The sequence below is a fragment of the Cupriavidus sp. GW823-FHT06D04 genome, assembly GCF_058795055.1.
In genome coordinates, this window is sequence record NZ_JBXAHL010000006.1 from 167,726 (window position 1) to 188,367 (window position 20,642).

A 20,642-nucleotide genomic window follows, 5' to 3' on the forward strand; every position below is an offset into this window, starting at 1 on the left:
GGCTTCCGCGTCACGCGGCGGGGAATTTGAGCCACCCTGCAGTGGGAATGGTCTTGGCTATGAACTCGACGACGGACGGGCGGACACCTGGAAGGTGAACACCCCGCTCGACGGCCTGCGCTACCGCGCCCCGCCCCCCTACAACAGCGGCGGCAGCCAAACCACCAGCATGTCGATCGGCAGCACGGGCCTGAATGTGGCGATCGGCGTGAATACGGCTCGCCGCTTCTTCAGCATCTCGGTCAACCGTCCGTAACTCCGCTGCCAGTCGTCAATCCGGACAGCCAAGTCCGGACAGCGATTCAAGCCGGTGCCGCCCTGCGGCGCCGGCTTTTTTCATTCCCGCTCCGACCGCAGGCAAAAAAATACCCACCGCCGGGTGGTAGTGGGTAAGGAAAAGCGGTGTGGGCACGTCGCGGAACTGCCCACGCCTCGAATCTTCGCACCGCCACTCCGCGCGGCAAATAATCTTTCCGGACTAGTCGCACGCACGCACTTTGTGCATGGACAAGCGCCCGGGATTCTTGTCCAATGGCTTTCGCCCGCTGCCCGCCCCTCGCCCATGTCCCAGGCCCGACTGCTGCTGATCGACGACCATACCTTGTTCCGCACCGGCCTGCGCCTGGTGCTGGCCGACAGCCCCAGCGTGGCGCATATCATCGAGGCCGGCTCGGTGATGCAGGCGGTGCAGGACCATGGCGGGGCGGCCGTGGACATCCTGCTGCTCGACATCCAGATGCCGGGGCTGAACGGCATCGAAGGCGTCAAGGTGCTACGCCGGCATTTCTCCAGCGCACGCATCCTGATCGTGTCAGGCACATCGGGCCTGGAGATTATCCCGGCCGAGGTGCGGCGCGACATCGCGGGCTTCCTGCCCAAGTCCGCCGATGCCCGCGAGATCGAGGAAGCGATCGCCTGTTGCCTGGCAGGCGGCACGCATTTTTCCGGCGATGCCGATGCCGGCATCCAACCGCCACCGGCGCCCTATGCCGTCAGCGCGCTGACGCCGCGCCAGCTGGAGGTGCTGCACCAGCTCACGCTCGGCCGCTCGAACAAGGTCATTGCCTACCATATGGGCCTGTCCGAAAACACCGTGCGCGTCCATGTCGCGGCCATCCTCAGTCATCTTGGCGTGGTCAGCCGCCTGGAAGCCATCCTTGAAGCCCAACGCCGCGGCCTGGTGCAGGCGGCGCGGTGATGGCGGACCAGGCGGCATCGTCACGCATGCGGCTGCCGTGGCTGCCCCGCTACGACGAGCCGCGGTTGCTGGCCGCGCAGATGACCCTGATCGACCAGAGCTTCAGCAGTGCCATGCTGGGCTGCTCGCTGGCGGCCTTTATCCTGGCGACGGGCCTGACCCTGACCGGCAACCGGCCCGGCGCCCTGCCCTGGGCGTGCGCGATGGCCCTGGCCTGCGCGATTGCGTACTTCGGCCGGCTGCGGCTGCCGGGACGGCTGTCCGAAGCCGGCGCGGGGCGCTATGCGCGCGGCATGACCGCGATGCTGACGCTGATCGGCGCGCTGTGGGGCCTGGTGGCATGGCTATACCTGGACGTGCGCCAGCCAGCGGTGGTGATCTGCGTGTTGTCGCTGATCGCCGGCATGAGCGCGGCGGCACTGGCCGTGTTCTCGGCATGCCTGCCGGTGGCAATCGGTTTCTTCCTGCCTGCGATCGTGCCGGTCTGGATCGCATTCCTTGCCACCGGCGATATCGAGTACCTGCCGATGTTTCTCGGCACGCCGCTGTACCTGTGCGTGCTGCTGGTCTTTGCCCGCAACTACGCGCGCGTGGCGCGGCACGCAATTGCGCTGCGCTTCGAGAACGTGGAGCTGATCTCGCAGTTGCGCGAGCAGACTGCGCGCGCCGAGGCCGCACAGCATGCGGCCGAAGACGCCAGCCGGGCCAAGTCAGTGTTCCTGGCCTCCGCCAGCCATGACCTGCGCCAGCCGCTACATGCAATGGGACTGTTCCTGGTATCGCTCGGGCGCACCGGGCTGGATGAACGCCAGCGCCAGCTGGTGGCGCATATTGAAGCCTCTTCCGGCGCGGCGCGCGAGATGCTGAACTCGCTGCTGGATTTCTCCAAGCTGGAGGCCGGCGTGATCACGCCCCGGGCGCGCGCCTTCCGCCTGCAGCCGCTGCTGCACAAGCTGGAAAACGAGTTCGCGCCACAGGCCGACGCACGCGGGCTGGTGTACCGCACGCGCGATACCACCGCCATGCTCTACGGCGACCCCACGCTGGTCGAACTGGTGCTGCGCAACCTGATCGCCAATGCCATCCGCTATAGCCGGCAAGGCGGCGTGCTGGTGGCCTGCCGCATGCGCCGGCTGCACGCCGTGGTCGAGGTATGGGACACCGGCATCGGCATACCCGCCGCGCAGCACCGTGACATCTTTCGGGAATTCCACCAACTCGGCAATCCGGAGCGCGACCAGCGCAAGGGGCTGGGCCTGGGGCTTGCCATTGTCGACGGCCTGGCGCGCACCATGCGCACGCGCGTGACGCTGGGCTCACGGCCCGGGCGCGGCTCGGTGTTCCGCTTCAACATGCCGCTGGCATGGGGCACGCCGGAAGAAGCGCCACGCCCGCCGGCGCCGCACGGCCTGGACGGGCTGCGCGTGCTGGTGATCGACGACGACGCCGCCATCCGCACCGCCATGTCCGAACTGCTGGCAGCGTGGCAATGCGAGTGCCGCACGGCCGAATCCGAGGAAGAAGCGCTCGCGCTGCTGTCAGCCTTCACCCCGGCGCTGATCCTGGCGGACTACCGCCTGCGCGGCCACCGTACCGGCCAGGAAGCGCTGGACGCGATCCGCCAGCGGCTGGGCCGACACGTGCCAGCGATCATCATCACGGGGGATACGGCGGCAGACCGGCTGCGCACCGCGCACGCATCCGGCACCGCGCTGCTGCACAAACCGGTGGTACCGCAGGAATTGCAGGCAGCGATCGATACGCTGCTGCGCGACCCCGCGGCGCAGGGCGAAGGCAACCCCGACCGTCAGACGGCGGCCGTGGCAAGGTAAGCAGCACCCCCGCTCAGCCGGGGGCCGGTGGCGTCAGCCGCCAGAGTGCAGCGGGGACAGCGAATAGGCGAGCACCAGCCCCGCAACGATCGCCGGGGAACCCAGCCGGATCGCCGTGCTGCGGGACAGCACGCCCAGATACACATACAAACACACCAGCACCATCGCAGTCACATACAGCAGGCTGTCATAGACTTGCATGGATGTCTCCCTTGCCATTGTTCTTATTGCTTTACTTCGGTGGGCTGCCGACGGGGCGTGATGCGGGGTCTTGCGGGAATGCGTGGGGGGCGCTCCGTCGCCAGCATGCTATGGCTGTCTGTTGAAATGATAGTCACCACTTCGACGGAGCGTGGCAATCATGGAAATCCCTTTGCGGCACTGCACCAGTCATGACGCAGCGCCGCAAAGCAATGTCTTGATACAAGGGATTCGGGCGTGCGCAAGGCGCGCACCGCGCTGGTCTCAATCCGCGGGCAGCATCTCGGGATTCCACGCGATTTCCCACAGATGCCCGTCGGGATCCTGGAAATAGCCGGCGTACCCGCCCCAGAACGTATCCTGCGCCGGCTTGACCACGCTGGCGCCCGCCGCCAGCGCCTGGGCCATCACCGCATCCACTTCCGCCTTGTCGCCGACGTTATGCGCCAGCGAGAAATCCGTCTGCGCGCGCGGCGTCACCGGCAGTCCGGTGTCATGCGCAAGACTGGTGCGCGGCCAGACTGCCAGCTTCAATCCGGCCTGCAAGTCGAAGAAGGCCACGGCGCCGTGCTCGAACTGCTCGCCGACGATGCCTGCGGTGGGCAGGCCCAGGCCGTCGCGATAAAAGCGCACCGCACGCTGCAGGTCATCGACTCCCAGCGTGATCAGCGTAATCCGGGGTTTCATGGCGGGGATCCTCCGGTTTCGACCGGCAGCCTAGCGCTGCCCGAAAGCCGCATCGGCGAACAGGTCCTTCAGTTCGCGCGGCTGCGACCGCCAGTATTGCTTCGGCGCCTGCACGCTTGCGCCGAGCCGCGCGGCCGCATGCCAGGGCCAGCGTGGGTCATACAGCATGGCGCGGGCCAGCGACACCGCGTCGGCTTCATGGTTGGCGATAATGGCCTCGGCCTGCTCCGGCTCCGTGATCAGGCCCACCGCAATCGTCGGCAGGCCGACCTCGGCCTTCACGCGCTGCGCATAGGGCACCTGGTAGCCGGGCCCGAGCTTGATCGCCTGCTGTGGCGACACGCCGCCGGTGGTCACGTGGATCGCCGCGCAGCCGCGTGCATTGAGAGCCTTCGACAACGCCACCGTTCCTTCGATATCCCATCCGCCCGGCACCCAGTCGGTTGCGGAAATACGCATCCACACCGGACGCTCAGCCGGGAACACCTCACGCACCGCGTCGAATACCTCGATCGGGAACCGCATGCGGTTTTCCAGGCTGCCGCCGTATTCATCGTCACGATGGTTGGCCAGCGGCGACAGAAACTGGTGCAGCAGGTAGCCGTGCGCGGCATGGATCTCAATCCCATCCAGCCCCAGCCGCGCCGCACGCCTTGCCGCCGCGACAAAGTCATCGCGCACCTTGTCCATGCCTGCACGATCCAGCGCGACAGGCGCGACTTCTTCCGCGCCATGCGGTACCGCTGAAGGCGCCACCGCATGCCAGCCACCGGGCGCATCCGGCGCGATCTGCTGCCCGCCATCCCACGGCGCCTGGCTCGACGCCTTGCGGCCGGCGTGCCCCAGCTGGATCGCAATGGCGATCGGCGAATGCGCGCGCATCGCCTTGACCACGCGGCCAAGCGCCGCCTCGTTTTCGTCGGAATACAGGCCCAGGTCCTGCGGCGTGATGCGCCCCTCGGGCGAGACTGCCGTGGCTTCCACGATCAGCATGCCGGCGCCGGACAGCGCGAGCGACCCGAGGTGGATCATGTGCCAGTCGCCCGCATTGCCGTCCTGCGCGGAATACTGGCACATCGGGGCGATGATGATGCGGTTGGCGAGGGTGAGATCGCCGATGGCGAGCGGTTCGAACAGAAGGCTCATGCGTGCTGCTCCATGCAGGGATCGGACAGGAAGTATCGATTCTAGGCCGGCGCCGGAATTGCTGCCGGCCCGGCCACGCCGCTACGCCGCCGCCAACGGATCGCGCGCTGCCAGCCGCAGCCAGCTCGCGATCGCGGCCAGCCCGGCGAAGCCCGCGCCCAGCGCCAGGGCCAACCCCGGCCCGTGGTCGCCTGCGATGCCAAAGCACAGCGCCACCAGCGCCGCACCGCTGGCCTGCCCCAGCAGCCGCGCCGTGGCCACCACGCCGCTGGCGCCGCCGCTGCGCTCGCGCGGGGCGCTCGTCATCAACGCCTTGAGGTTGGGCGACTGGAAGAAGCCGAAACCCGCGCCGCAGATGCACATGCGGATGCCGATATCGAGCGCGCTGGGGTCGGCCGGCAGCATGGCCAGCGACAACATGCCGGCGCTGAGCACCGCCAGCCCCACGCCGCCGAGCACGGCCGGCGGATAGCGGTCAGACAGCCGTCCGGCAAGCGGCCCGATCAGCGCCACCACGACGGACCATGGGGTCAGCAGGAAACCGGTCTCGACCTGCCCGCGCCCGAGCACGTGCTGGAAGTAGAACGGCAGCGAGACGAAGGCCAGACCCTGCGCGGCGAAGGAGCACACCGCGGTCAGCGTCGACAGCGCGAACATGGGCCGCCGGAACAGGTCCACCGGCAGCATCGGTGCCGGATGGCCGCGCTCGCGCCACAGCAGCAGGCCGAACGTCACCGCGAAGATGCCCGCCGCGGCCAGCGACAGATGCAGCGGCGCGCGCTGCGCGCCTTCGCCCAGCGCAAGGACCAGCGCGGCAAAGGCAACAACGCTGAGCCCCGCCGCGACGCGGTCGAAGCCGTGCGTGCTGCGCGGCGTCTGCGGCAGCGAACCGCGCCCGATCGCCAGCGCCAGCAGGCCGATCGGCAGGTTAACGGCAAACAGCCACGGCCACGTGCCGAACGAGAGGATCACCGAGGCCACCGTGGGGCCCACCGCGAACGACACGCCTACCACCAGTGCATTGAACCCCAGCCCACGCCCGAGCCGGTGCGTGGGGAAGAGCGCGCTGATCAGCGCCGTGTTGACGCTCATGATGGCCGCCGCGCCAATGCCCTGCAGCACCCGCGCCGCCGCCAGTGTCGGCAGCGACCACGCCAGCGCGCACACCACGGAGGCGGCGGTGAACAGCACCACGCCGCCAAGGTAGATGCGCCGGTGGCCCAGCACGCCGCCCAGCGCGGCGAACGGCAGCAGCGTCGACACCATCGCCAGCTGGTAGGCATTGATCACCCACACCGACGCCGCCGGCGTGGCGCGCAGGTCTGCCGCGATCGACGGCAGCGCCGTGTTGGCGATCGCGGTATCCAGGGTGGCAAGGGCGACGGCGATGAGGATGGCGGCCATGCCGCGGCGCTCGCGCGAAGTCATGGCGGCGTCCGCGGTCGAGGCGGATTGGAGGGGGGCTGTGCTGGTCAATGTCTTTACCGGTTGCCGCCATGCCGGGACTGGTGGTGCAAGGGCTGCACACAAGGCATGGTGATCGTCAGGTCAAGACGATACGGGAAAACCCTTCAACGTGCTGAAGACGCGTTCATATGTGTGTACATTATCGCCCCCTGCCCGGCCAATGACACTGAGCACTGGCCGGTGCCACGCTCCCGGAGTTACTGCACCGACAGCCCGCCATCCACGCCGATGCTCTGCCCGTGGATAAAGCGCCCGGCCGGTGCCGCCAGCAGAACGGCAAGACCCGCGACATCGCTGGCCTCGCCGATGCGCCGCATCGGCACGCCGGCAGCCAGCCGCGCCTCGCGCTCCGGATCGCCCCACAGCGCGTCGCGGGAGAACTCGGTGCGCACCGGGCCGGGATTGATCGCGTTGACGTTGATGCCGGACGGCCCCAGCTCCAGCGCCAGGCTGCGTGCCGCCTGGTCGATGGCGGCCTTGGTCACGCTGTACATCCCCAGGAAGGCAGAGCCACGCTTGGCGGCAATGCTCGACATGAAGATGATGGAGCCGTCGCGGCGATCGATCATCTGCGGCGCCAGGGCGTTCACCAGCACCAGGTTGCCGCGCACATTGCCCGCCATGGCAGCATCGAACACCTCGGGTCCCTGGCTCAGCATCGACCCGGGCTGGCCGCTCGCGGCTGCATTGAGCACCAGTGCATCGACACGCCCATACGCGGCCAGCGCCTGCTCCGCGAAGGCGCGCACGCTGTCAACGTCGGCGATATCGCAGGCGATGCCGGTGGCGCGGATGCCCTCGGCCTCCAGCTGGCTGGCGGCGTCGCGCGCCGCGCCCGCATCGCGCCCGGACACCACCACGGCGGCGCCGGCCGCGCCAAGCGCGCGCGCCATTTCCAGGCCCATGCCGCGGGTGGAGCCGGTGATGACGGCAACGCGGCCGCCAAGGTCGAATAGGTTCTGCATGACTGATCACTCCTGTGAGGATTGGGAGCCGGCGCCTGGACAGCGCATCGGCACAAAAGCGGCGAAAGGGATACTGCAAATAGATGACGCCTGTCATCTATTGAATAAAGTATGATCATCATCTAAACTCCGGTCAAGGTAGAAATTCCGAAGAGGTCTTCAGATGGCACGCGCATCACGCGAACAAACCGACAAGAACCGCGAGGCGATCGAACAGGCGTCGTCGCGCCTGTTCCGCGAACGCGGCCTGAATGGCGTCAGCGTGGCCGAGTTGATGGCGGACGCCGGCCTGACCCATGGCGGCTTCTATGGCCACTTCGCCTCCAAGGACGCGCTGGCCGCGCAGGCCTGCAAGCGCGCGTTTGAAGAATCGACCGCCCGCTGGGAACGCCGCCTGGCCCGCGCCGATGGCGACCGCAAGGCCATGCTGGCCAACCTGGTAGAGCCTTACCTGACCGCCGCGCATTGCGCCAACCCGGGCGTGGGCTGTGCCGCCGCGGCGCTGGCCGTGGACGTGGCCCGCGAACCCGCCGACAAGCCCGTGCGCCAGGCCTACGTGGAAGGCTTGCGCCTGATGGTGGACGACATGGCGCAGACCGTTGAATCCGATGACCCGCAGGTGCGCCACGATGAAGCGCTGGTGCGCATGGCGCTGCTGGTCGGCGCCCTCACGCTGGCGCGTGCCACCGACGGCGATCCGCTCTCCGACGAGATGCTAAGCGCCGTGCGGAGCCGCCTGCTGGGCAGCACCGCTTAAACCCCGTTCTCCCGAAGCCTGAAACACCCCCGCCGCCGTCAGACACGGCGGGGATGGCTTCGCTTTGCCCTTTGCCAACGCCTCCCAGACCCTGACAACGAGACCCCCATGTTCGCGCAAGCCCTTTCCAGCCGGCTCGACCGGCGCGGCATCCACTACGCGTGGCTGGTCGCCGCCCTGACCTTCCTGGTAATACTCACCACCTCGGCCGCGCTTGGCCTGCCCGGTGCCTTCCTGAAGCCGCTGACCAGGGAGATGGGCTGGAACACCGACCAGATCTCATCGATCCTGGCCTTCCGCTTTGCGCTGTTCGGGCTGATGGCGCCGTTCTCGGCCCTGCTGATGGATCGCTTCGGCGTGCGCAACGTGGTCTGCGCCGCGCTGGCGCTGATTGCCGGCGGCATGGCGCTGGCCACCGTGTCGACCGAGTTGTGGCAGCTCTTTGTCGCCTGGGGTCTGATGCTGGGCGTTGGCTCCGGGCTGACCGCACTGGTGCTGGCGGCCGTGATCGCCAACCGCTGGTTCAGCGCGCGGCGCGGGCTGGTGATCGGCATCCTGACGGCCGGCGCGGCGACGGGGCAACTGGCCTTCCTGCCGGTGGCAGCCTGGCTGATCGAGCATATGGGCTGGCGCGTGGCCGTGCTGCCGGTGCTGGCTGCCTGCGCGGCGCTGGCGCTGCTGGTATTCGGCCTGATGCGCAACCGGCCCGCCGACGTCGGCCTGGCTGCGTTCGGCGAAGTCCCGGCCCATCCAGCCACGCCGCCCGCCGCGCAACCCGTCACGCCCTTCACGCTGCGCGGGCCTTTCCGGGTGCTGCGCGATGCCGCCCGCACCCAGACCTTCTGGGTACTGGCCGGCACCTTCTTCATCTGCGGGCTGAGCACCAACGGGCTGATCCAAACCCACTTCATTGCACTGTGCGGCGACTTCGGCATGGGCCCGGTGCCGGCCGCCTCGGCGCTGGCGATGATGGGTGCGTTCGATTTCGTCGGCACCATCCTGTCGGGTTGGCTGTCGGACCGCTACGACAGTCGCAAGCTGCTGTTCTGGTACTACGCGCTGCGCGGCCTGTCGCTGTTCTGGCTGCCGCATTCGAATTTCACGCTGTACGGCCTGTCGATCTTTGCGATGTTCTACGGCCTGGACTGGATCGCCACCGTGCCGCCCACGATCAAGCTGGCGGCCACTGCTTTCGGGCGCGAACGCGCGCCGATGGTGTTCGGCTGGATCTTCGCGGCCCACCAGATCGGCGCGGCCGTGGCGGCATTCGGCGCGGGGCTGAGCCGTACGCTGCTGCTGACCTATACGCCGGCGCTGTATGCGGCCGGTGCGGCTTGCATGGTGGCGGCGTTGCTGGCGCTGATGGTCAGCCGGACACGCGCGGCGGCGGCAATCGAGGCAGCGCGGGCGTAGCCTGCGCTGCCCCGGTGCCAGCCTCAGCAGCCCTTCGCGTAAGCTACGAACGAATACAGGCTCGGCGGCCGCTGGTCGCGCGACACGACATTGATGCACAGCGCCGAGGCCGCTACCGGGCCGGGCAGCAACAGGAAGCGGTTTTGCCCGATGTCGCTGCCGCTGGCGACCACCTGCCACTGCCCGTTGGCATTGGCCTCCACGGTGAAGCTGCTGGTCCAAGCGGAAAAGCGCGGGTTCCGGCCCCTTCAGCCTTTGCCCTTGCTCCTGGTCGCGGCGGCTTTCCCCTGCGAGCGCCCGACGGTCCGTTTTGGCACCGCCTCCGGCTTCGCCGCCTGGGCCGACTTCATGAAGTTGCTTTCGCTGGTGGTCACGCCCACGATCCGGGCGAGCTGCCGGCTTACGCTGATGTAGGCGTGGCCCATGCGGGCATCGAAATACAACGCATCGCCGCGCGCCAGGCGCAGCTTCTCGCCGTTGTCGAACTGTATTTCGATCTCGCCGCTGAGCACATAGACAAACTCCTCGCCGGGATGGCGCGAGAAGTCACCGGGGCCCTCGATGCGGCGCGCATGCACGGTGCCGACCACCGGGCTCATCTGCTTGCCGACGGCCTCTGCGCCAAGAAATTCATAGGTCAGCGACGATCCCCGGTAGGTCACGCCCGCGCCGGCCCGGGTCACGACAGGCCCCTGGAACGGTGACGTCTTCGTGCCGGCACCCGCGAACATCGAGCCCATGTCCATCTGCAGCGCCTGGCCCAGCGCAGCAAAATTCTCGTAGCCCAGCGCCAGTTGCCCGCGCTCCGCACGCGAGATGGTGGTGATCGAGACGCCCGACAGTTCGGCGAGGTGCGCCAGCGTCCAGCCGAAGGCCTTGCGCGCCGAGCGCAGGCGCTTGCCAAAGGTTTCGCGGTCGAGCGTGCGCGACTCGTCGTCATCGGTCCCGATGCCGCTGCCGCGCCCCTGGGCGGTGTGTGGTTTCAAGCCTGCATCCTTTTTTCCATTGGACGGAATGCTAACAGAGCAGACCGCGCCAAGGCTCATCCCCTGGCGCCCACCTTAACGCAAGATTTGCGTATTCGCAATTTGCATATACGCAAATTCTTACCTACACTCACTCCCATTCCGAATGCACGAGCGCCTCGCAGGCGCTCTCATGCCACCTGATCCATGCGCCCGACTCACGCTGCCTCACCGATTCCAGCCGACTTTCTCATCATTGGAGGCGGCATTGCCGGTGCTTCCGTCGCGTACTGGCTCGCGCCCCATGGCCGCGTCATCCTGCTCGAACGCGAAGCCCAGCCTGGCTACCACTCGACCGGCCGCTCGGCGGCGTTGTTCATGGAAAGCTACGGCACCACGCAGGTCCGCGCGCTGACGATGGCAAGCCGCGCCTTCCTGCAGGATCCGCCGCCGGGTTTTGCCTCGCACCCGCTGCTCACGCCGCGCGGCGCGCTGATGGTCGCCGGCCCCGGGCAACAGCATTTGCTTGACGCGCACTGGGACGTGGTGCGCGCCGTCGATCCCGACGCCCGCCTGCTGAGTGCCGCGCAAGCGTGCGAGCGCGTACCGGCGCTGCGCGCCGAGCAACTGGCCGGCGGCGTTTATGAGCCCGGCGCCGCAGACATGGATGTAGACGCGATCCACCAGGGCTACCTGCGCGGCATGCGCCAGGCCGGCGGCAAGCTGGTGTGCGATGCCGAAGTCACGGCCATGGCACGCGTGCAGGACCGCTGGCGCGTGGATGCTGGCGGGGCGGTATATGCGGCACCGGTGGTACTCAACGCCGCCGGCGCCTGGGCCGACGTCATCGCACGGCTGGCCGGCGTGCAACCGCTGGGGATTGAACCCCGCCGCCGCTCTGCCTTCGTCTTCGCGCCGCCCGTGGAGATGGACACCAGCGGCTGGCCCATGGTCTTCGGTGCCGACGAGGACTGGTACATCAAGCCCGATGCCGGCATGTTGCTGGGCTCCCCGGCCAATGCCGATCCGGTCGAGCCACAGGACGTCCAGCCCGAGGAAATGGATATCGCGCTCGCCATCGACCGCATCGAGACCGCGACCTCGCTCAGGATCCGCCGCCCTGCGCGCACCTGGGCCGGGCTGCGCTCTTTCGTCGCCGACGGCGACCTGGTGGGCGGGTTCGACGACGCCGTGCCGGGCTTCTTCTGGGTGGCGGGCCAGGGCGGCTACGGCATCCAGACCTCGGCGGCCATGGGCGAGACCTGTGCCGCGCTGGCGCGCGGCCTGCCGGTGCCGGCGCATCCCGCTTCGTTCGGCCTGAGCGCCGAGATGCTCGGGCCGGCGCGCCTGGCCCGCCTGGCCGCTTCGGCCTGAATCGCGTCTTCCCCCAACCGCTAGTCCCCGACTGACCAGGAGCCAACCATCGTGCGTGTCTTCAGTGCCTCCCTCGCTACCGAAACCAACACCTTTGCGCCGATGCCCACCGGCCTGTCGTCCTTCAGGGACCGCGGCTACTTCGCGGCCGGCCAGCATCCTGACCAGATGACGTTTTTCTCAGGCCCGCTGTGGGCAGCACGGATTCGCGGCAAGGAGCGCGGCTGGCAGCTGTGCGAAGGCATGGTGGCCGGCGCGCAGCCCAGCGGCACCACCACCCGCCATGCCTACGAAACCCTGCGCGAGGAACTGTTGACCGACCTGCGCGCGGCGCTGCCGGTGGACATGGTGGTGCTCGGCCTGCACGGCGCGATGGTGGCCGATGGCTATGACGACTGCGAGGGCGACCTGCTGCAGCGTGTGCGCGCCATCGTCGGACCCGAGGTGGTGATCGGCGCTGAGTTGGACCCGCACTGCCACCTGACGCCCGAGATGGTGGCATACGCCGACGTGCTGGTCGCCTTCAAGGAATACCCGCATACCGACGTGCTGGAACGCGCGCTGGAACTGGTCGACCTGTGCGCGGCCACGGTGGAAGGCAAGGTTCGCCCGGTGGCGGCGGTGGTCGATTGCAGGATGATCGTCACGGTCCACACCTCGCGCGAGCCGGCGCGCGGCTTCATCGACCGCATCCAGTCGCTGGAAGGGCGCGACGGCGTGCTGTCGATCTCGGTGGCGCATGGATTTTCATGGGGCGATGTGCCAGGGATGGGCACCAAGGTGCTGGTCTACGCCGATGGCAACCAGGCCAGGGCCGATGCGCTGGCGCGGCAACTGGCCGACGAACTGATCGCCATGCGCGACGGGCTCACGGTGCGCTACCCGGACATCGACACCTCGCTCGACGAGGCGCTGGCCTTCGACGCCGGGCCGGTGGTGCTGGCCGACGGCGCCGACAATCCCGGCGGCGGCGCAGCGAGCGACTCCACCTTTATCCTGCGCCGCATGATCGAGCGCGGCATCGGCAATGCGGCGGTCGGCCCGATGTGGGACCCGATCGCGGTGCGCATCGCCTTCGATGCCGGCGTGGGCGCACGCCTGTCGATGCGCATCGGTGGCAAGATCAGTCCGCTATCCGGCGACCCGCTGGACCTGGACTGCACGGTCAAGGCCCTGCTGCCCGACATGGTGATGACCGGCCTGTCCGACGCGCCGGTGCCGATGGGCGACTGCGCGCTGGTGGAAGCCAACGGCATCGACATCGTGCTGATCACGCTGCGCAACCAGGCCATGGGCACGGACATGTTCACCCAGCTGGGCTGTGACCTGGCGCGCAAGCAGATCATCGTGGTCAAGTCCTCGCAGCACTTCTACGCCTGCTACTCGAAAGTGGCAGGGCACGTGATCTACGCGGGCGCCCCGGGTGCCGTCACGCTTGACCTCACGACCCTGCCCTATCGCAAGATCCAACGGCCCAAGTGGCCGCTGGACAGCACCGCGGCCTGAGCGCCGGCCGCCTGGCTGCGATCACGACAACAACGACAACGACGAAAACGGAGACTGCAGATGACACCAAACCGACCCCTGTCCGCCGCGCTCGCGGCGGGCGCCCTGGTCCTGGCAGGGGGCAGCCTGCCCGTGCTGGCGCAGACCAAGACGCTCAAGGTCGTGGCGCATGCCGACCTGAAGATCCTCGATCCGACCTTCACCACGGCCTACATCACGCGCAACTTCGGCTACATGGTCTACGACACCCTGTTCGCGCAGGACGCCAGGAGCAAGCCCCAACCGCAGATGGTCGAGAAGTACAGCAGCTCGAAGGATGCGCGGCAGTGGAGCTTCACCCTGCGCCCCGGCCTGAAGTTCTCGGACGGCAGCGCGGTTACCTCGGCGGACGCGATCGCCTCGCTGCAGCGCTGGGGCGCGCGCGACAGCCTGGGCCGTGCCATGGGCGAAGCCGGCGCCGAGTGGAAGGCGGTCGACGCGCGCACGTTCACGCTGACGCTCAAGGAGCCCTTTGGCATGGTGCTCGATGCGCTGGCCAAGCCCTCTGGCTTTCCCCCGGTGATCCTGCCGGAGCGCCTAGCCAGGATGCCCGCCACCGCGCCGCTGCCCGAGGTGCTGGGCTCCGGCCCCTTCATCTTCAAGCGCGACGAATGGGTGCCAGGCAACAAGGCGGTCTTCGTGCGCAACCCGCACTACGTGGCACGCAGCGAGCCCGCGAGCGGCCTCGCCGGCAGCAAGCAGCCTCGCGTGGACCGCGTCGAATGGCTCTACCTGCCGGACGCCAACAGCGCCATCGCGGCGCTCAAGCGCGGCGAGGTCGACCTGATCGAGCAGGTACCGCCGGACTACATCACCCCGCTGCGCGGCGACGCCGGCATCAAGCTCGGCTCGGGCGGCGCCTACCAGGGCGTGCTGGTGATGAACCAGCTGCATCCGCCATTCAACAACCCGAAAGTGCGCCAGGCCTTCCTGCAGGCGGTCAGCCAGGAACGCTTCACCGCGGCCATGGGCTACCCGCTCGACATGCGCATCAACTACTGCGCCACCTTCTTCATCTGCGGCGGCCCCAACGATACCGCTGCCGGCGCCGAACCGTACCGCAAGGCCGATCCGGCCCGTGCCAAGCAGTTGCTGGGCGCGGCGGGCTACAAGGGCGAAAAGGTGGTGCTGCTTGTGCCGACCGACATTCCCCAGCTCAACGCTGAAGCCCTGATGGCGGCACAGACCATGCGCAGCATGGGCATGAACGTCGACATGCAGAACATGGACTGGGCCTCCATCGGCGCGCGCCGCGCCAAGCGGGATGCGCCCGAGGCCGGGGGCTGGAATATGTACGTGACCGTCGCGGGCGAGTTCGATGCCGATTCCCCGATCACCAATGCCTACCTCGGCGCCGCATGCGGCACCAGCCTGCCCGGCTGGCCCTGCGACAAGCCGCTCGACGCACTGCGCACGGCCTGGATCCGCGAGACCGTGCCCGCCAAACGCAAGGAACTGCTCGATGCCTTCCAGAAGCGCGCCTATGAGGCGGTGCCCTATGTGAACGCCGGCCAGTACTCGGCGGCCTTCGCGGCGCGTGCCAGCCTCAAGGGCATCGACAGGATGTGGGCCGGCATGCCCACGGTCTGGATGCTCGACAAATAACCACGAAGCACGAACCACCGGGGGAAACACGACAATGGGCTACCTGCTCCGACGCCTGGCCGCGACGCTGCCTGTGATGGCAGTGGTGGCCGTGGTGGTCTTCCTGCTGATCCACTTGTCGCCGGGCGATCCGGCGGCGCTGATCGCAGGCGACCTCGCGACCGTTGACGACATCGCCAGGCTGCGCGGCGTACTGGGGCTGGACCAGCCGTTGTGGCGGCAGTTTTTGCTGTGGCTTGGCCGGCTCGCCACCGGCGACCTCGGCACCTCCATCTTCACCCAGGTGCCGGTGGCCCGGTTGCTGGCACAGAGGCTGGAGCCGACCGTCTCCGTCGCCGCGCTGACCATGCTGCTGACCTTGCTGGTCGCGGTGCCACTGGGAACGCTGGCCGCATACCGCGCCGGCAGCTGGGTCGACCGGCTGGTGATGCTGTTCGCGGTGCTGGCATTCTCGCTGCCGGTGTTCCTGGTGGGCTACCTGCTGGTCTACGCCTTTGCCATCCAGTTGCCTTGGTTCCCGGTACAGGGCTATGCGCGCCTCGCCGACGGCGCTGGCGCATGGCTGCGCAGCCTGGTGCTGCCCTGCGTCAACCTGGCGCTGGTCTATATCGCGCTGGTGACGCGCATGACGCGCGCTACCGTGCTGGAAGTCCTGCACGAGGACTACATCCGCACGGCGCGCGCCAAGGGCCTGGGCGTGCTGCCGGTGCTGGGCCACGCGCTGCGCAACGCGGCGATCCCGATCGCCACCACCGTCGGCATGGGCATCGCGCTGCTGATCGGCGGCGTGGTCGTGACCGAGACCGTGTTTGCGATCCCGGGTGTCGGCCGCCTGGTGGTCGACTCGGTGCAGCGCCACGACTACCCGGTGATCCAGAGCGTGCTGCTGGTCTCCGCCGGGGTCTACGTGCTGATCAACCTGATGATCGACCTCAGCTACCGGCTGTTCGATCCGCGGATCAAGTACTGATGGCTTTCGCCGCGAGACCTGCTGACATGACCACTTCCCTGCCCGCGACCGAACCTGCCGTACCGGCACCCGACGATGCGCCTTTCGTGCTGCCGCGCTGGCACTGGGCGCGCAAGCACCCCACGTTGATCCTGGGCGCGCTGCTGCTGGCGGTGATCGCCGTGCTCTCCCTCGGCGCGCCCTGGATTGCCACCATCGACCCGCAGGACATCGACCCGCTGGCGCGCATGCAGCCGCCATCGGCCGAGCACTGGTTCGGTACCGACGCGCTGGGCCGCGACGTGTTCAGCCGCGCGGTCTGGGGCGGCCGCGTATCCATGATCGTCGGTCTGTCGGTCGGGCTGCTCGCAACCGTGTCCGGCGTGCTGCTGGGCCTGGTCGCAGGCTTCGTGCGCCGGGCGGACTCCCTGGTGATGCGCGTGATGGACGGCCTGATGGCAATCCCGGGCATCCTGCTGGCGATTGCGCTGATGGCCGTTACGCAGGCCAGCCTGAGCGCGGTGATCATCGCCATCGCCATACCCGAGGCGCCGCGCGTGGTGCGGCTGGTGCGCTCGCTGGCGCTGACCCTGCGCGAGCAGCTCTACGTCGAGGCGGCGCATGCGGTCGGCACCCGCCTGCCGGTGATCCTGGTGCGCCACGTGGTGCCTAATATGGTGGCGCCGCTGATCGTTCAGGCTACTTTCGTGGCCGCCACTGCCGTGCTCACGGAAGCCGCGCTGTCTTTCCTCGGCGTCGGCCTGCCCGCCCAGATGCCGAGCTGGGGCAACATGATGGCCGAGGGGCGCAATTTCGTGGCCGTGGCCTTCCACATCATCCTGTACCCGGGCATCCTGCTGGCCGCGACGGTGTTGGCCATCAACCTGCTCGGCGACGGCCTGCGCGACGCGCTGGATCCGCGCCTGGCGCGGCAACTCTGAATCCGGGAGCGCAACCATGACCATCACGATGTCGCGCGCGCTGTCCCACGTTACGCCGGCCACGGGCGAGCCGCTGCTCGAAGTGGAGGATCTCCATACGCATTTCGACACGCTCACCGGGCCGGCCCGCTCGGTCAACGGCGTCTCGTACACCGTGCGCGCCGGCCAGACGCTGGGCGTGGTGGGCGAGTCAGGCTGCGGCAAGAGCGTGACAGCGCTGTCCATCATGCGGCTGCTGCCCACGCCGCCGGCACGCATCCGCGGCGCTGTGCGGCTGCGCGGCACGGACCTGTTGCAGCTCAGCGAACGCGAGATGCGCCGCATCCGCGGCAATCGCGTCTCGATGATCTTCCAGGAGCCGATGACCTCGCTGAACCCGGTGCTGACGATTGGCCGCCAGATTGCCGAAACCGTGCAACTGCACCAGGGCGCGAGCCGCGCCGTCGCGCTCCGGCGCGCAGTGGAAATGCTGCGGCTGGTGCAGATCCCCGAGCCCGAACGCCGCGTCAACGAGTACCCGCACCAGCTTTCGGGCGGCATGCGCCAGCGTGTGATGATCGCGCTGGCGCTGGCCTGCAATCCCGAGGTGCTGATTGCCGACGAACCCACCACGGCGCTCGATGTGACCATCCAGGCGCAGATCCTGGACCTGATCCGCCGCCTGCAGCAGGAACTGGGCATGGGCGTGGTGATGATCACGCACGACCTGGGCGTGGTGGCCGAATGCTGCGACCGCGTGATCGTGATGTACGCCGGGCTCAAGGTCGAGGAAGCCAGCGTCACTGAGCTGTTCGACCGCCCGCTGCACCCCTACACCCGCGCATTGATGGCATCAATGCCATCGATGAACACCCGCAGCCGGCGCCTGGCCGAGATCCCCGGCCTGGTGCCATCGCCACAGGAAGCGCGCCGCGGCTGTGCCTTCGCGGCACGCTGCACGCATGCCAACGCGCGCTGCGCGCGCGAGCTGCCGCAGCTCACACGCCACGGCGGCGACCATGCGGTGGCCTGCTTCGCCGTCGAGGAAGGCCGCATCGAATGCAACCCACAAGCCCAGGAAGCCATCGCATGATCACGACCTCCGCCACGCCAACGCCCCTGCTCAAGGTCGACTGCCTGAAGAAACACTACCTCGCACCGCGGCGCTGGCTGGCACCGGGCAGGCCTCCGATCCAGGCTGTGGACGGCGTGTCCTTCACCGTGGAGCGCGGCGAGACGCTCTCGCTGGTCGGCGAATCCGGCTGCGGCAAGACCACCACTGCCAAGTCGGTGCTGCGCCTGATCGAGCCGACTTCAGGCTCGGTGCAGCTCGACGGCGAGGAACTGCTGGGCCTGCCGGCAAGCGCCATGCGGCAGCGCCGGCGCGACCTGCAGATCATCTTCCAGGACCCCTATGCCTCGCTCAGCCCGCGGCTGACGGCGGGCGAGATCGTGGGCGAGCCGCTGCGCAACTTCGGCCTGCAGTCGCGTGCCGAGCGTAACGAGCGCGTGCAATGGCTGTTCAGCAAGGTCGGCCTGCGGCCCGAAGCCGTGCGCAAGTTCCCGCACGAGTTCTCCGGCGGCCAGCGCCAGCGGCTGGGCATCGCGCGCGCGTTGGCACTGAACCCAAAGCTCATCGTCTGCGACGAGCCGGTATCTGCGCTCGATGTCTCCGTCCAGGCGCAGGTGGTCAACCTGCTGATGGACCTGCAGGCCGAGTTCGGCATCGCCTACCTGTTCGTCGCGCACGACCTGGCCGTGGTACGCCATATCAGCCACCGGGTCGCCGTGATGTACCTCGGCCAGATCGTCGAACTGGCCGACCGCGACACCTTGTTCTCGGCGCCGCGCCACCCCTATACGGAGATCCTGCTGTCCGCCGTGCCGGTGCCCGACCCGCGCAAGCCCGCCCGGCGCCTGCTGCTGCAGGGCGATCCGCCCAGCCCGGCCAATCCGCCGGCGGGCTGCCGCTTCCACACGCGCTGCCCGCATGCGCAAGCCCGCTGCAAGGAGCAGGCCCCCTTGCTGACCGAACGTCCCTCCGCCACCGGCATCCACCTGGTGGCCTGCCATTTCCGCTGACCGATACGCTCCAGTCCAGGAAAGGAATCCCATGTCCGACCCCACCTCTGCACACGCCACGCACTATGACCTGCTGATCGCCGGCGGCACCGTGATCGACGGCAGCAAGGCACCTCGCTTCAGCGCCGATATCGGCGTGCGCGACGGCTGCATCGCGGCGATCGGCGACCTCGGCGGGCACACGGCCGACCGGGTGCTGGATGCAACGGGCCTGATCGTCGCCCCAGGCTTTATCGACGCGCACACGCATGATGACCAGGCGGTGCTGTCGCAACCCAACATGCCGTTCAAGGTCTCGCAGGGCGTCACCACCGTGATCGCCGGCAACTGCGGCATCAGCGCCGCGCCGCTGCGTGCCGACATGGATTTGCCGATGCCGCTGAGCCTGATCGACACACCGGAGCAAGGCCGCTTCACCACCTTCGCCGCCTACCTCGACGCGCTGCGTACCATGCCGAGCTCGGTCAATGTAGCCGCCATGGTCGGGCATTCCACCTTGCGCGCGGTCACCATGGCGGCGCTGGACCGGCCAGCCGATGCCAAAGAGATCGCCGCCATGCAGGCGCTGGTCGAGGAGGCCATGCAAGCCGGCGCGATCGGCCTGTCGACCGGCACCTTCTACCCGCCCGCCGCCATGGCGACGACCGAGGAGATCATTGAAGTCTGCCGGCCGCTCAGTGCCCGCAAGGCACTCTACGTCACGCATATGCGCGACGAGTCCGACCACGTCATGGCCTCGCTCGACGAGACCTTCCGCATCGGCCGCGAGCTCGACGTGCCGGTGGTGGTGTCGCACCACAAGGTGCAGAGGCAGGCCAACTTTGGCATGAGCCAGGTAACCCTGCCCTTTATCCGCGAGGCCATGAAGCACCAGTGCGTGTCGCTCGACTGCTACCCGTACACGGCCGGCTCCACCATGATCCGCACCGACCGCGGCATGCTCGACGGCCGGGTGCTGATCGCCGCCAGCCAGCCGCACCCCGAATGCGCGGGCCGCGACCTCGACGACATCGCCAGGGAATGGGGCGTGCCCAAGGAAGAAGCCGCGCGCCGCCTGCAGCCGGGCACCGCGATCTACTTCCAGATGGACGAGGACGACGTCCAGCGCATCCTTGCCTTCGACGAAACCATGATCGGCTCAGACGGCATCCCCGTCGGCACCAGCCCGCATCCGCGCCTGTGGGGCACCTTCCCGCGCGTACTGGGGCACTACTGCCGCGAGGTCGGCCTGTTCCCGCTGGAGACGGCGGTCTGGAAAATGACCGGGCTGACGGCGCGCAACTTCGGCCTGCACCGGCGCGGTACGCTCTCCGTGGGCCACCATGCCGACATCGTCGTTTTCGATGCGGCCAACGTGCGCGATGCCGCCAGTTACGAGACCCCCACCCGGCCAGCCGAAGGCATCGACACCGTGATCGTCAACGGCGCCATTACCTGGCAGCACGGCGCGCACAGCGGGTCGCGCAACGGGCAGGTCATCACGCGGCCAGCAGGCCCTGAGGCGGGAAACGCGGTGCCTGCCTGAGGCCCCCGGCG

General features: G+C 68.3%; 20 protein-coding genes. 13 read left to right on the forward strand and 7 right to left on the reverse strand.

Features of this window, described 5'->3' with window-relative positions; all coding sequences use genetic code 11:
• Positions 1 to 94: 94 nt before the first annotated feature.
• From AC1Q7H_RS11555 to AC1Q7H_RS11565, 3 genes are all read left to right on the forward strand, one after another.
• The gene (locus tag AC1Q7H_RS11555; protein ID WP_211981220.1) at positions 95 to 256 is read left to right on the forward strand and encodes a hypothetical protein; all 162 of its coding nucleotides are present in this window, start codon (positions 95 to 97) and stop codon (positions 254 to 256) included.
• A 306-nt stretch (positions 257 to 562) separates the two neighbouring features.
• A complete protein-coding gene (locus AC1Q7H_RS11560) occupies positions 563 to 1,198 on the forward strand; it encodes a response regulator (protein ID WP_013952773.1) in 636 nt (211 codons plus the stop codon).
• Complete coding sequence (locus tag AC1Q7H_RS11565; protein ID WP_153953924.1) at positions 1,198 to 3,030, forward strand: ATP-binding response regulator; 1,833 nt, start codon at positions 1,198 to 1,200, stop codon at positions 3,028 to 3,030. The genes AC1Q7H_RS11560 and AC1Q7H_RS11565 overlap by 1 nt, the downstream gene beginning before the upstream one ends.
• 33 nt (positions 3,031 to 3,063) lie before the next feature.
• On the opposite strand, the gene AC1Q7H_RS11570 is transcribed toward AC1Q7H_RS11565, so the two are convergent.
• The 5 genes from AC1Q7H_RS11570 to AC1Q7H_RS11590 form a co-directional block, all read right to left on the reverse strand.
• Positions 3,064 to 3,231 (reverse strand): hypothetical protein, encoded by a 168-nt coding sequence (locus tag AC1Q7H_RS11570; RefSeq protein WP_010812488.1) that lies wholly within the window; start codon positions 3,229 to 3,231, stop codon positions 3,064 to 3,066.
• A gap of 264 nt (positions 3,232 to 3,495) precedes the next feature.
• Positions 3,496 to 3,918 (reverse strand): VOC family protein, encoded by a 423-nt coding sequence (locus AC1Q7H_RS11575; protein WP_013952771.1) that lies wholly within the window; start codon positions 3,916 to 3,918, stop codon positions 3,496 to 3,498.
• A gap of 30 nt (positions 3,919 to 3,948) precedes the next feature.
• Entirely contained in the window at positions 3,949 to 5,064 is a 1,116-nt protein-coding gene (locus AC1Q7H_RS11580; protein ID WP_013952770.1) for an NADH:flavin oxidoreductase/NADH oxidase, read from the reverse strand.
• Between the two features lie 81 nt (positions 5,065 to 5,145).
• Positions 5,146 to 6,492, reverse strand: coding sequence for an MFS transporter (locus AC1Q7H_RS11585; RefSeq protein WP_153953925.1), 1,347 nt, complete (start codon positions 6,490 to 6,492; stop codon positions 5,146 to 5,148).
• Positions 6,493 to 6,728: 236 nt separating this feature from the next.
• Positions 6,729 to 7,496, reverse strand: coding sequence for an SDR family NAD(P)-dependent oxidoreductase (locus AC1Q7H_RS11590; RefSeq protein ID WP_013952768.1), 768 nt, complete (start codon positions 7,494 to 7,496; stop codon positions 6,729 to 6,731).
• A 163-nt stretch (positions 7,497 to 7,659) separates the two neighbouring features.
• Between AC1Q7H_RS11590 and AC1Q7H_RS11595 the strand changes: the two genes are divergently transcribed.
• Positions 7,660 to 8,253, forward strand: coding sequence for a TetR/AcrR family transcriptional regulator (locus AC1Q7H_RS11595; protein ID WP_013952767.1), 594 nt, complete (start codon positions 7,660 to 7,662; stop codon positions 8,251 to 8,253).
• A gap of 108 nt (positions 8,254 to 8,361) precedes the next feature.
• Positions 8,362 to 9,666, forward strand: coding sequence for an MFS transporter (locus tag AC1Q7H_RS11600; protein ID WP_492381316.1), 1,305 nt, complete (start codon positions 8,362 to 8,364; stop codon positions 9,664 to 9,666).
• 23 nt (positions 9,667 to 9,689) lie between these two features.
• On the opposite strand, the gene AC1Q7H_RS11605 is transcribed toward AC1Q7H_RS11600, so the two are convergent.
• Positions 9,690 to 9,869: a hypothetical protein gene (locus tag AC1Q7H_RS11605; RefSeq protein ID WP_013952765.1), complete on the reverse strand. Its 180-nt coding sequence runs from the start codon at positions 9,867 to 9,869 to the stop codon at positions 9,690 to 9,692.
• Positions 9,870 to 9,914: 45 nt separating this feature from the next.
• Positions 9,915 to 10,652 (reverse strand): helix-turn-helix domain-containing protein, encoded by a 738-nt coding sequence (locus tag AC1Q7H_RS11610; RefSeq protein WP_041228613.1) that lies wholly within the window; start codon positions 10,650 to 10,652, stop codon positions 9,915 to 9,917.
• A gap of 186 nt (positions 10,653 to 10,838) precedes the next feature.
• Between AC1Q7H_RS11610 and AC1Q7H_RS11615 the strand changes: the two genes are divergently transcribed.
• From AC1Q7H_RS11615 to AC1Q7H_RS11650, 8 genes are read left to right on the forward strand one after another with little or no spacing between them, the layout of a single operon-like run.
• Entirely contained in the window at positions 10,839 to 12,005 is a 1,167-nt protein-coding gene (locus AC1Q7H_RS11615) for an NAD(P)/FAD-dependent oxidoreductase (RefSeq protein WP_013952763.1), read from the forward strand.
• A gap of 51 nt (positions 12,006 to 12,056) precedes the next feature.
• Complete coding sequence (locus tag AC1Q7H_RS11620) at positions 12,057 to 13,511, forward strand: M81 family metallopeptidase (protein WP_211981219.1); 1,455 nt, start codon at positions 12,057 to 12,059, stop codon at positions 13,509 to 13,511.
• A gap of 60 nt (positions 13,512 to 13,571) precedes the next feature.
• Positions 13,572 to 15,155 (forward strand): ABC transporter substrate-binding protein, encoded by a 1,584-nt coding sequence (locus AC1Q7H_RS11625; RefSeq protein ID WP_153953927.1) that lies wholly within the window; start codon positions 13,572 to 13,574, stop codon positions 15,153 to 15,155.
• A gap of 34 nt (positions 15,156 to 15,189) precedes the next feature.
• Positions 15,190 to 16,125: an ABC transporter permease gene (locus tag AC1Q7H_RS11630; RefSeq protein ID WP_013952760.1), complete on the forward strand. Its 936-nt coding sequence runs from the start codon at positions 15,190 to 15,192 to the stop codon at positions 16,123 to 16,125.
• 26 nt (positions 16,126 to 16,151) lie between these two features.
• Positions 16,152 to 17,045: an ABC transporter permease gene (locus tag AC1Q7H_RS11635; protein WP_492381317.1), complete on the forward strand. Its 894-nt coding sequence runs from the start codon at positions 16,152 to 16,154 to the stop codon at positions 17,043 to 17,045.
• A gap of 16 nt (positions 17,046 to 17,061) precedes the next feature.
• Positions 17,062 to 18,117, forward strand: a complete 1,056-nt coding sequence (locus AC1Q7H_RS11640) for an ABC transporter ATP-binding protein (RefSeq protein WP_153953929.1) — start codon at positions 17,062 to 17,064, stop codon at positions 18,115 to 18,117.
• Positions 18,114 to 19,106, forward strand: a complete 993-nt coding sequence (locus AC1Q7H_RS11645) for an ABC transporter ATP-binding protein (protein ID WP_013952757.1) — start codon at positions 18,114 to 18,116, stop codon at positions 19,104 to 19,106. The genes AC1Q7H_RS11640 and AC1Q7H_RS11645 overlap by 4 nt, the downstream gene beginning before the upstream one ends.
• A 31-nt stretch (positions 19,107 to 19,137) precedes the next feature.
• On the forward strand, positions 19,138 to 20,631 hold the full coding sequence (locus AC1Q7H_RS11650) for an N-acyl-D-amino-acid deacylase family protein (protein WP_013952756.1): 1,494 nt from the start codon (positions 19,138 to 19,140) through the stop codon (positions 20,629 to 20,631).
• Positions 20,632 to 20,642 lie beyond the last annotated feature (11 nt).

Excerpts from the sequence above, each read along its gene's own strand:
- AC1Q7H_RS11560 (WP_013952773.1), top strand. The coding sequence starts at position 563 with ATGTCCCAGGCCCGACTGCTGCTGATCGACGACCATACCTTGTTCCGC.
- AC1Q7H_RS11565 (WP_153953924.1), top strand. The coding sequence starts at position 1,198 with ATGGCGGACCAGGCGGCATCGTCACGCATGCGGCTGCCGTGGCTGCCC.
- AC1Q7H_RS11570 (WP_010812488.1), bottom strand. The coding sequence starts at position 3,231 with ATGCAAGTCTATGACAGCCTGCTGTATGTGACTGCGATGGTGCTGGTG.
- AC1Q7H_RS11575 (WP_013952771.1), bottom strand. The coding sequence starts at position 3,918 with ATGAAACCCCGGATTACGCTGATCACGCTGGGAGTCGATGACCTGCAG.
- AC1Q7H_RS11580 (WP_013952770.1), bottom strand. The coding sequence starts at position 5,064 with ATGAGCCTTCTGTTCGAACCGCTCGCCATCGGCGATCTCACCCTCGCC.
- AC1Q7H_RS11585 (WP_153953925.1), bottom strand. The coding sequence starts at position 6,492 with ATGACTTCGCGCGAGCGCCGCGGCATGGCCGCCATCCTCATCGCCGTC.
- AC1Q7H_RS11590 (WP_013952768.1), bottom strand. The coding sequence starts at position 7,496 with ATGCAGAACCTATTCGACCTTGGCGGCCGCGTTGCCGTCATCACCGGC.
- AC1Q7H_RS11595 (WP_013952767.1), top strand. The coding sequence starts at position 7,660 with ATGGCACGCGCATCACGCGAACAAACCGACAAGAACCGCGAGGCGATC.
- AC1Q7H_RS11600 (WP_492381316.1), top strand. The coding sequence starts at position 8,362 with ATGTTCGCGCAAGCCCTTTCCAGCCGGCTCGACCGGCGCGGCATCCAC.
- AC1Q7H_RS11615 (WP_013952763.1), top strand. The coding sequence starts at position 10,839 with ATGCGCCCGACTCACGCTGCCTCACCGATTCCAGCCGACTTTCTCATC.
- AC1Q7H_RS11625 (WP_153953927.1), top strand. The coding sequence starts at position 13,572 with ATGACACCAAACCGACCCCTGTCCGCCGCGCTCGCGGCGGGCGCCCTG.
- AC1Q7H_RS11630 (WP_013952760.1), top strand. The coding sequence starts at position 15,190 with ATGGGCTACCTGCTCCGACGCCTGGCCGCGACGCTGCCTGTGATGGCA.
- AC1Q7H_RS11635 (WP_492381317.1), top strand. The coding sequence starts at position 16,152 with ATGACCACTTCCCTGCCCGCGACCGAACCTGCCGTACCGGCACCCGAC.
- AC1Q7H_RS11640 (WP_153953929.1), top strand. The coding sequence starts at position 17,062 with ATGACCATCACGATGTCGCGCGCGCTGTCCCACGTTACGCCGGCCACG.
- AC1Q7H_RS11645 (WP_013952757.1), top strand. The coding sequence starts at position 18,114 with ATGATCACGACCTCCGCCACGCCAACGCCCCTGCTCAAGGTCGACTGC.
- AC1Q7H_RS11650 (WP_013952756.1), top strand. The coding sequence starts at position 19,138 with ATGTCCGACCCCACCTCTGCACACGCCACGCACTATGACCTGCTGATC.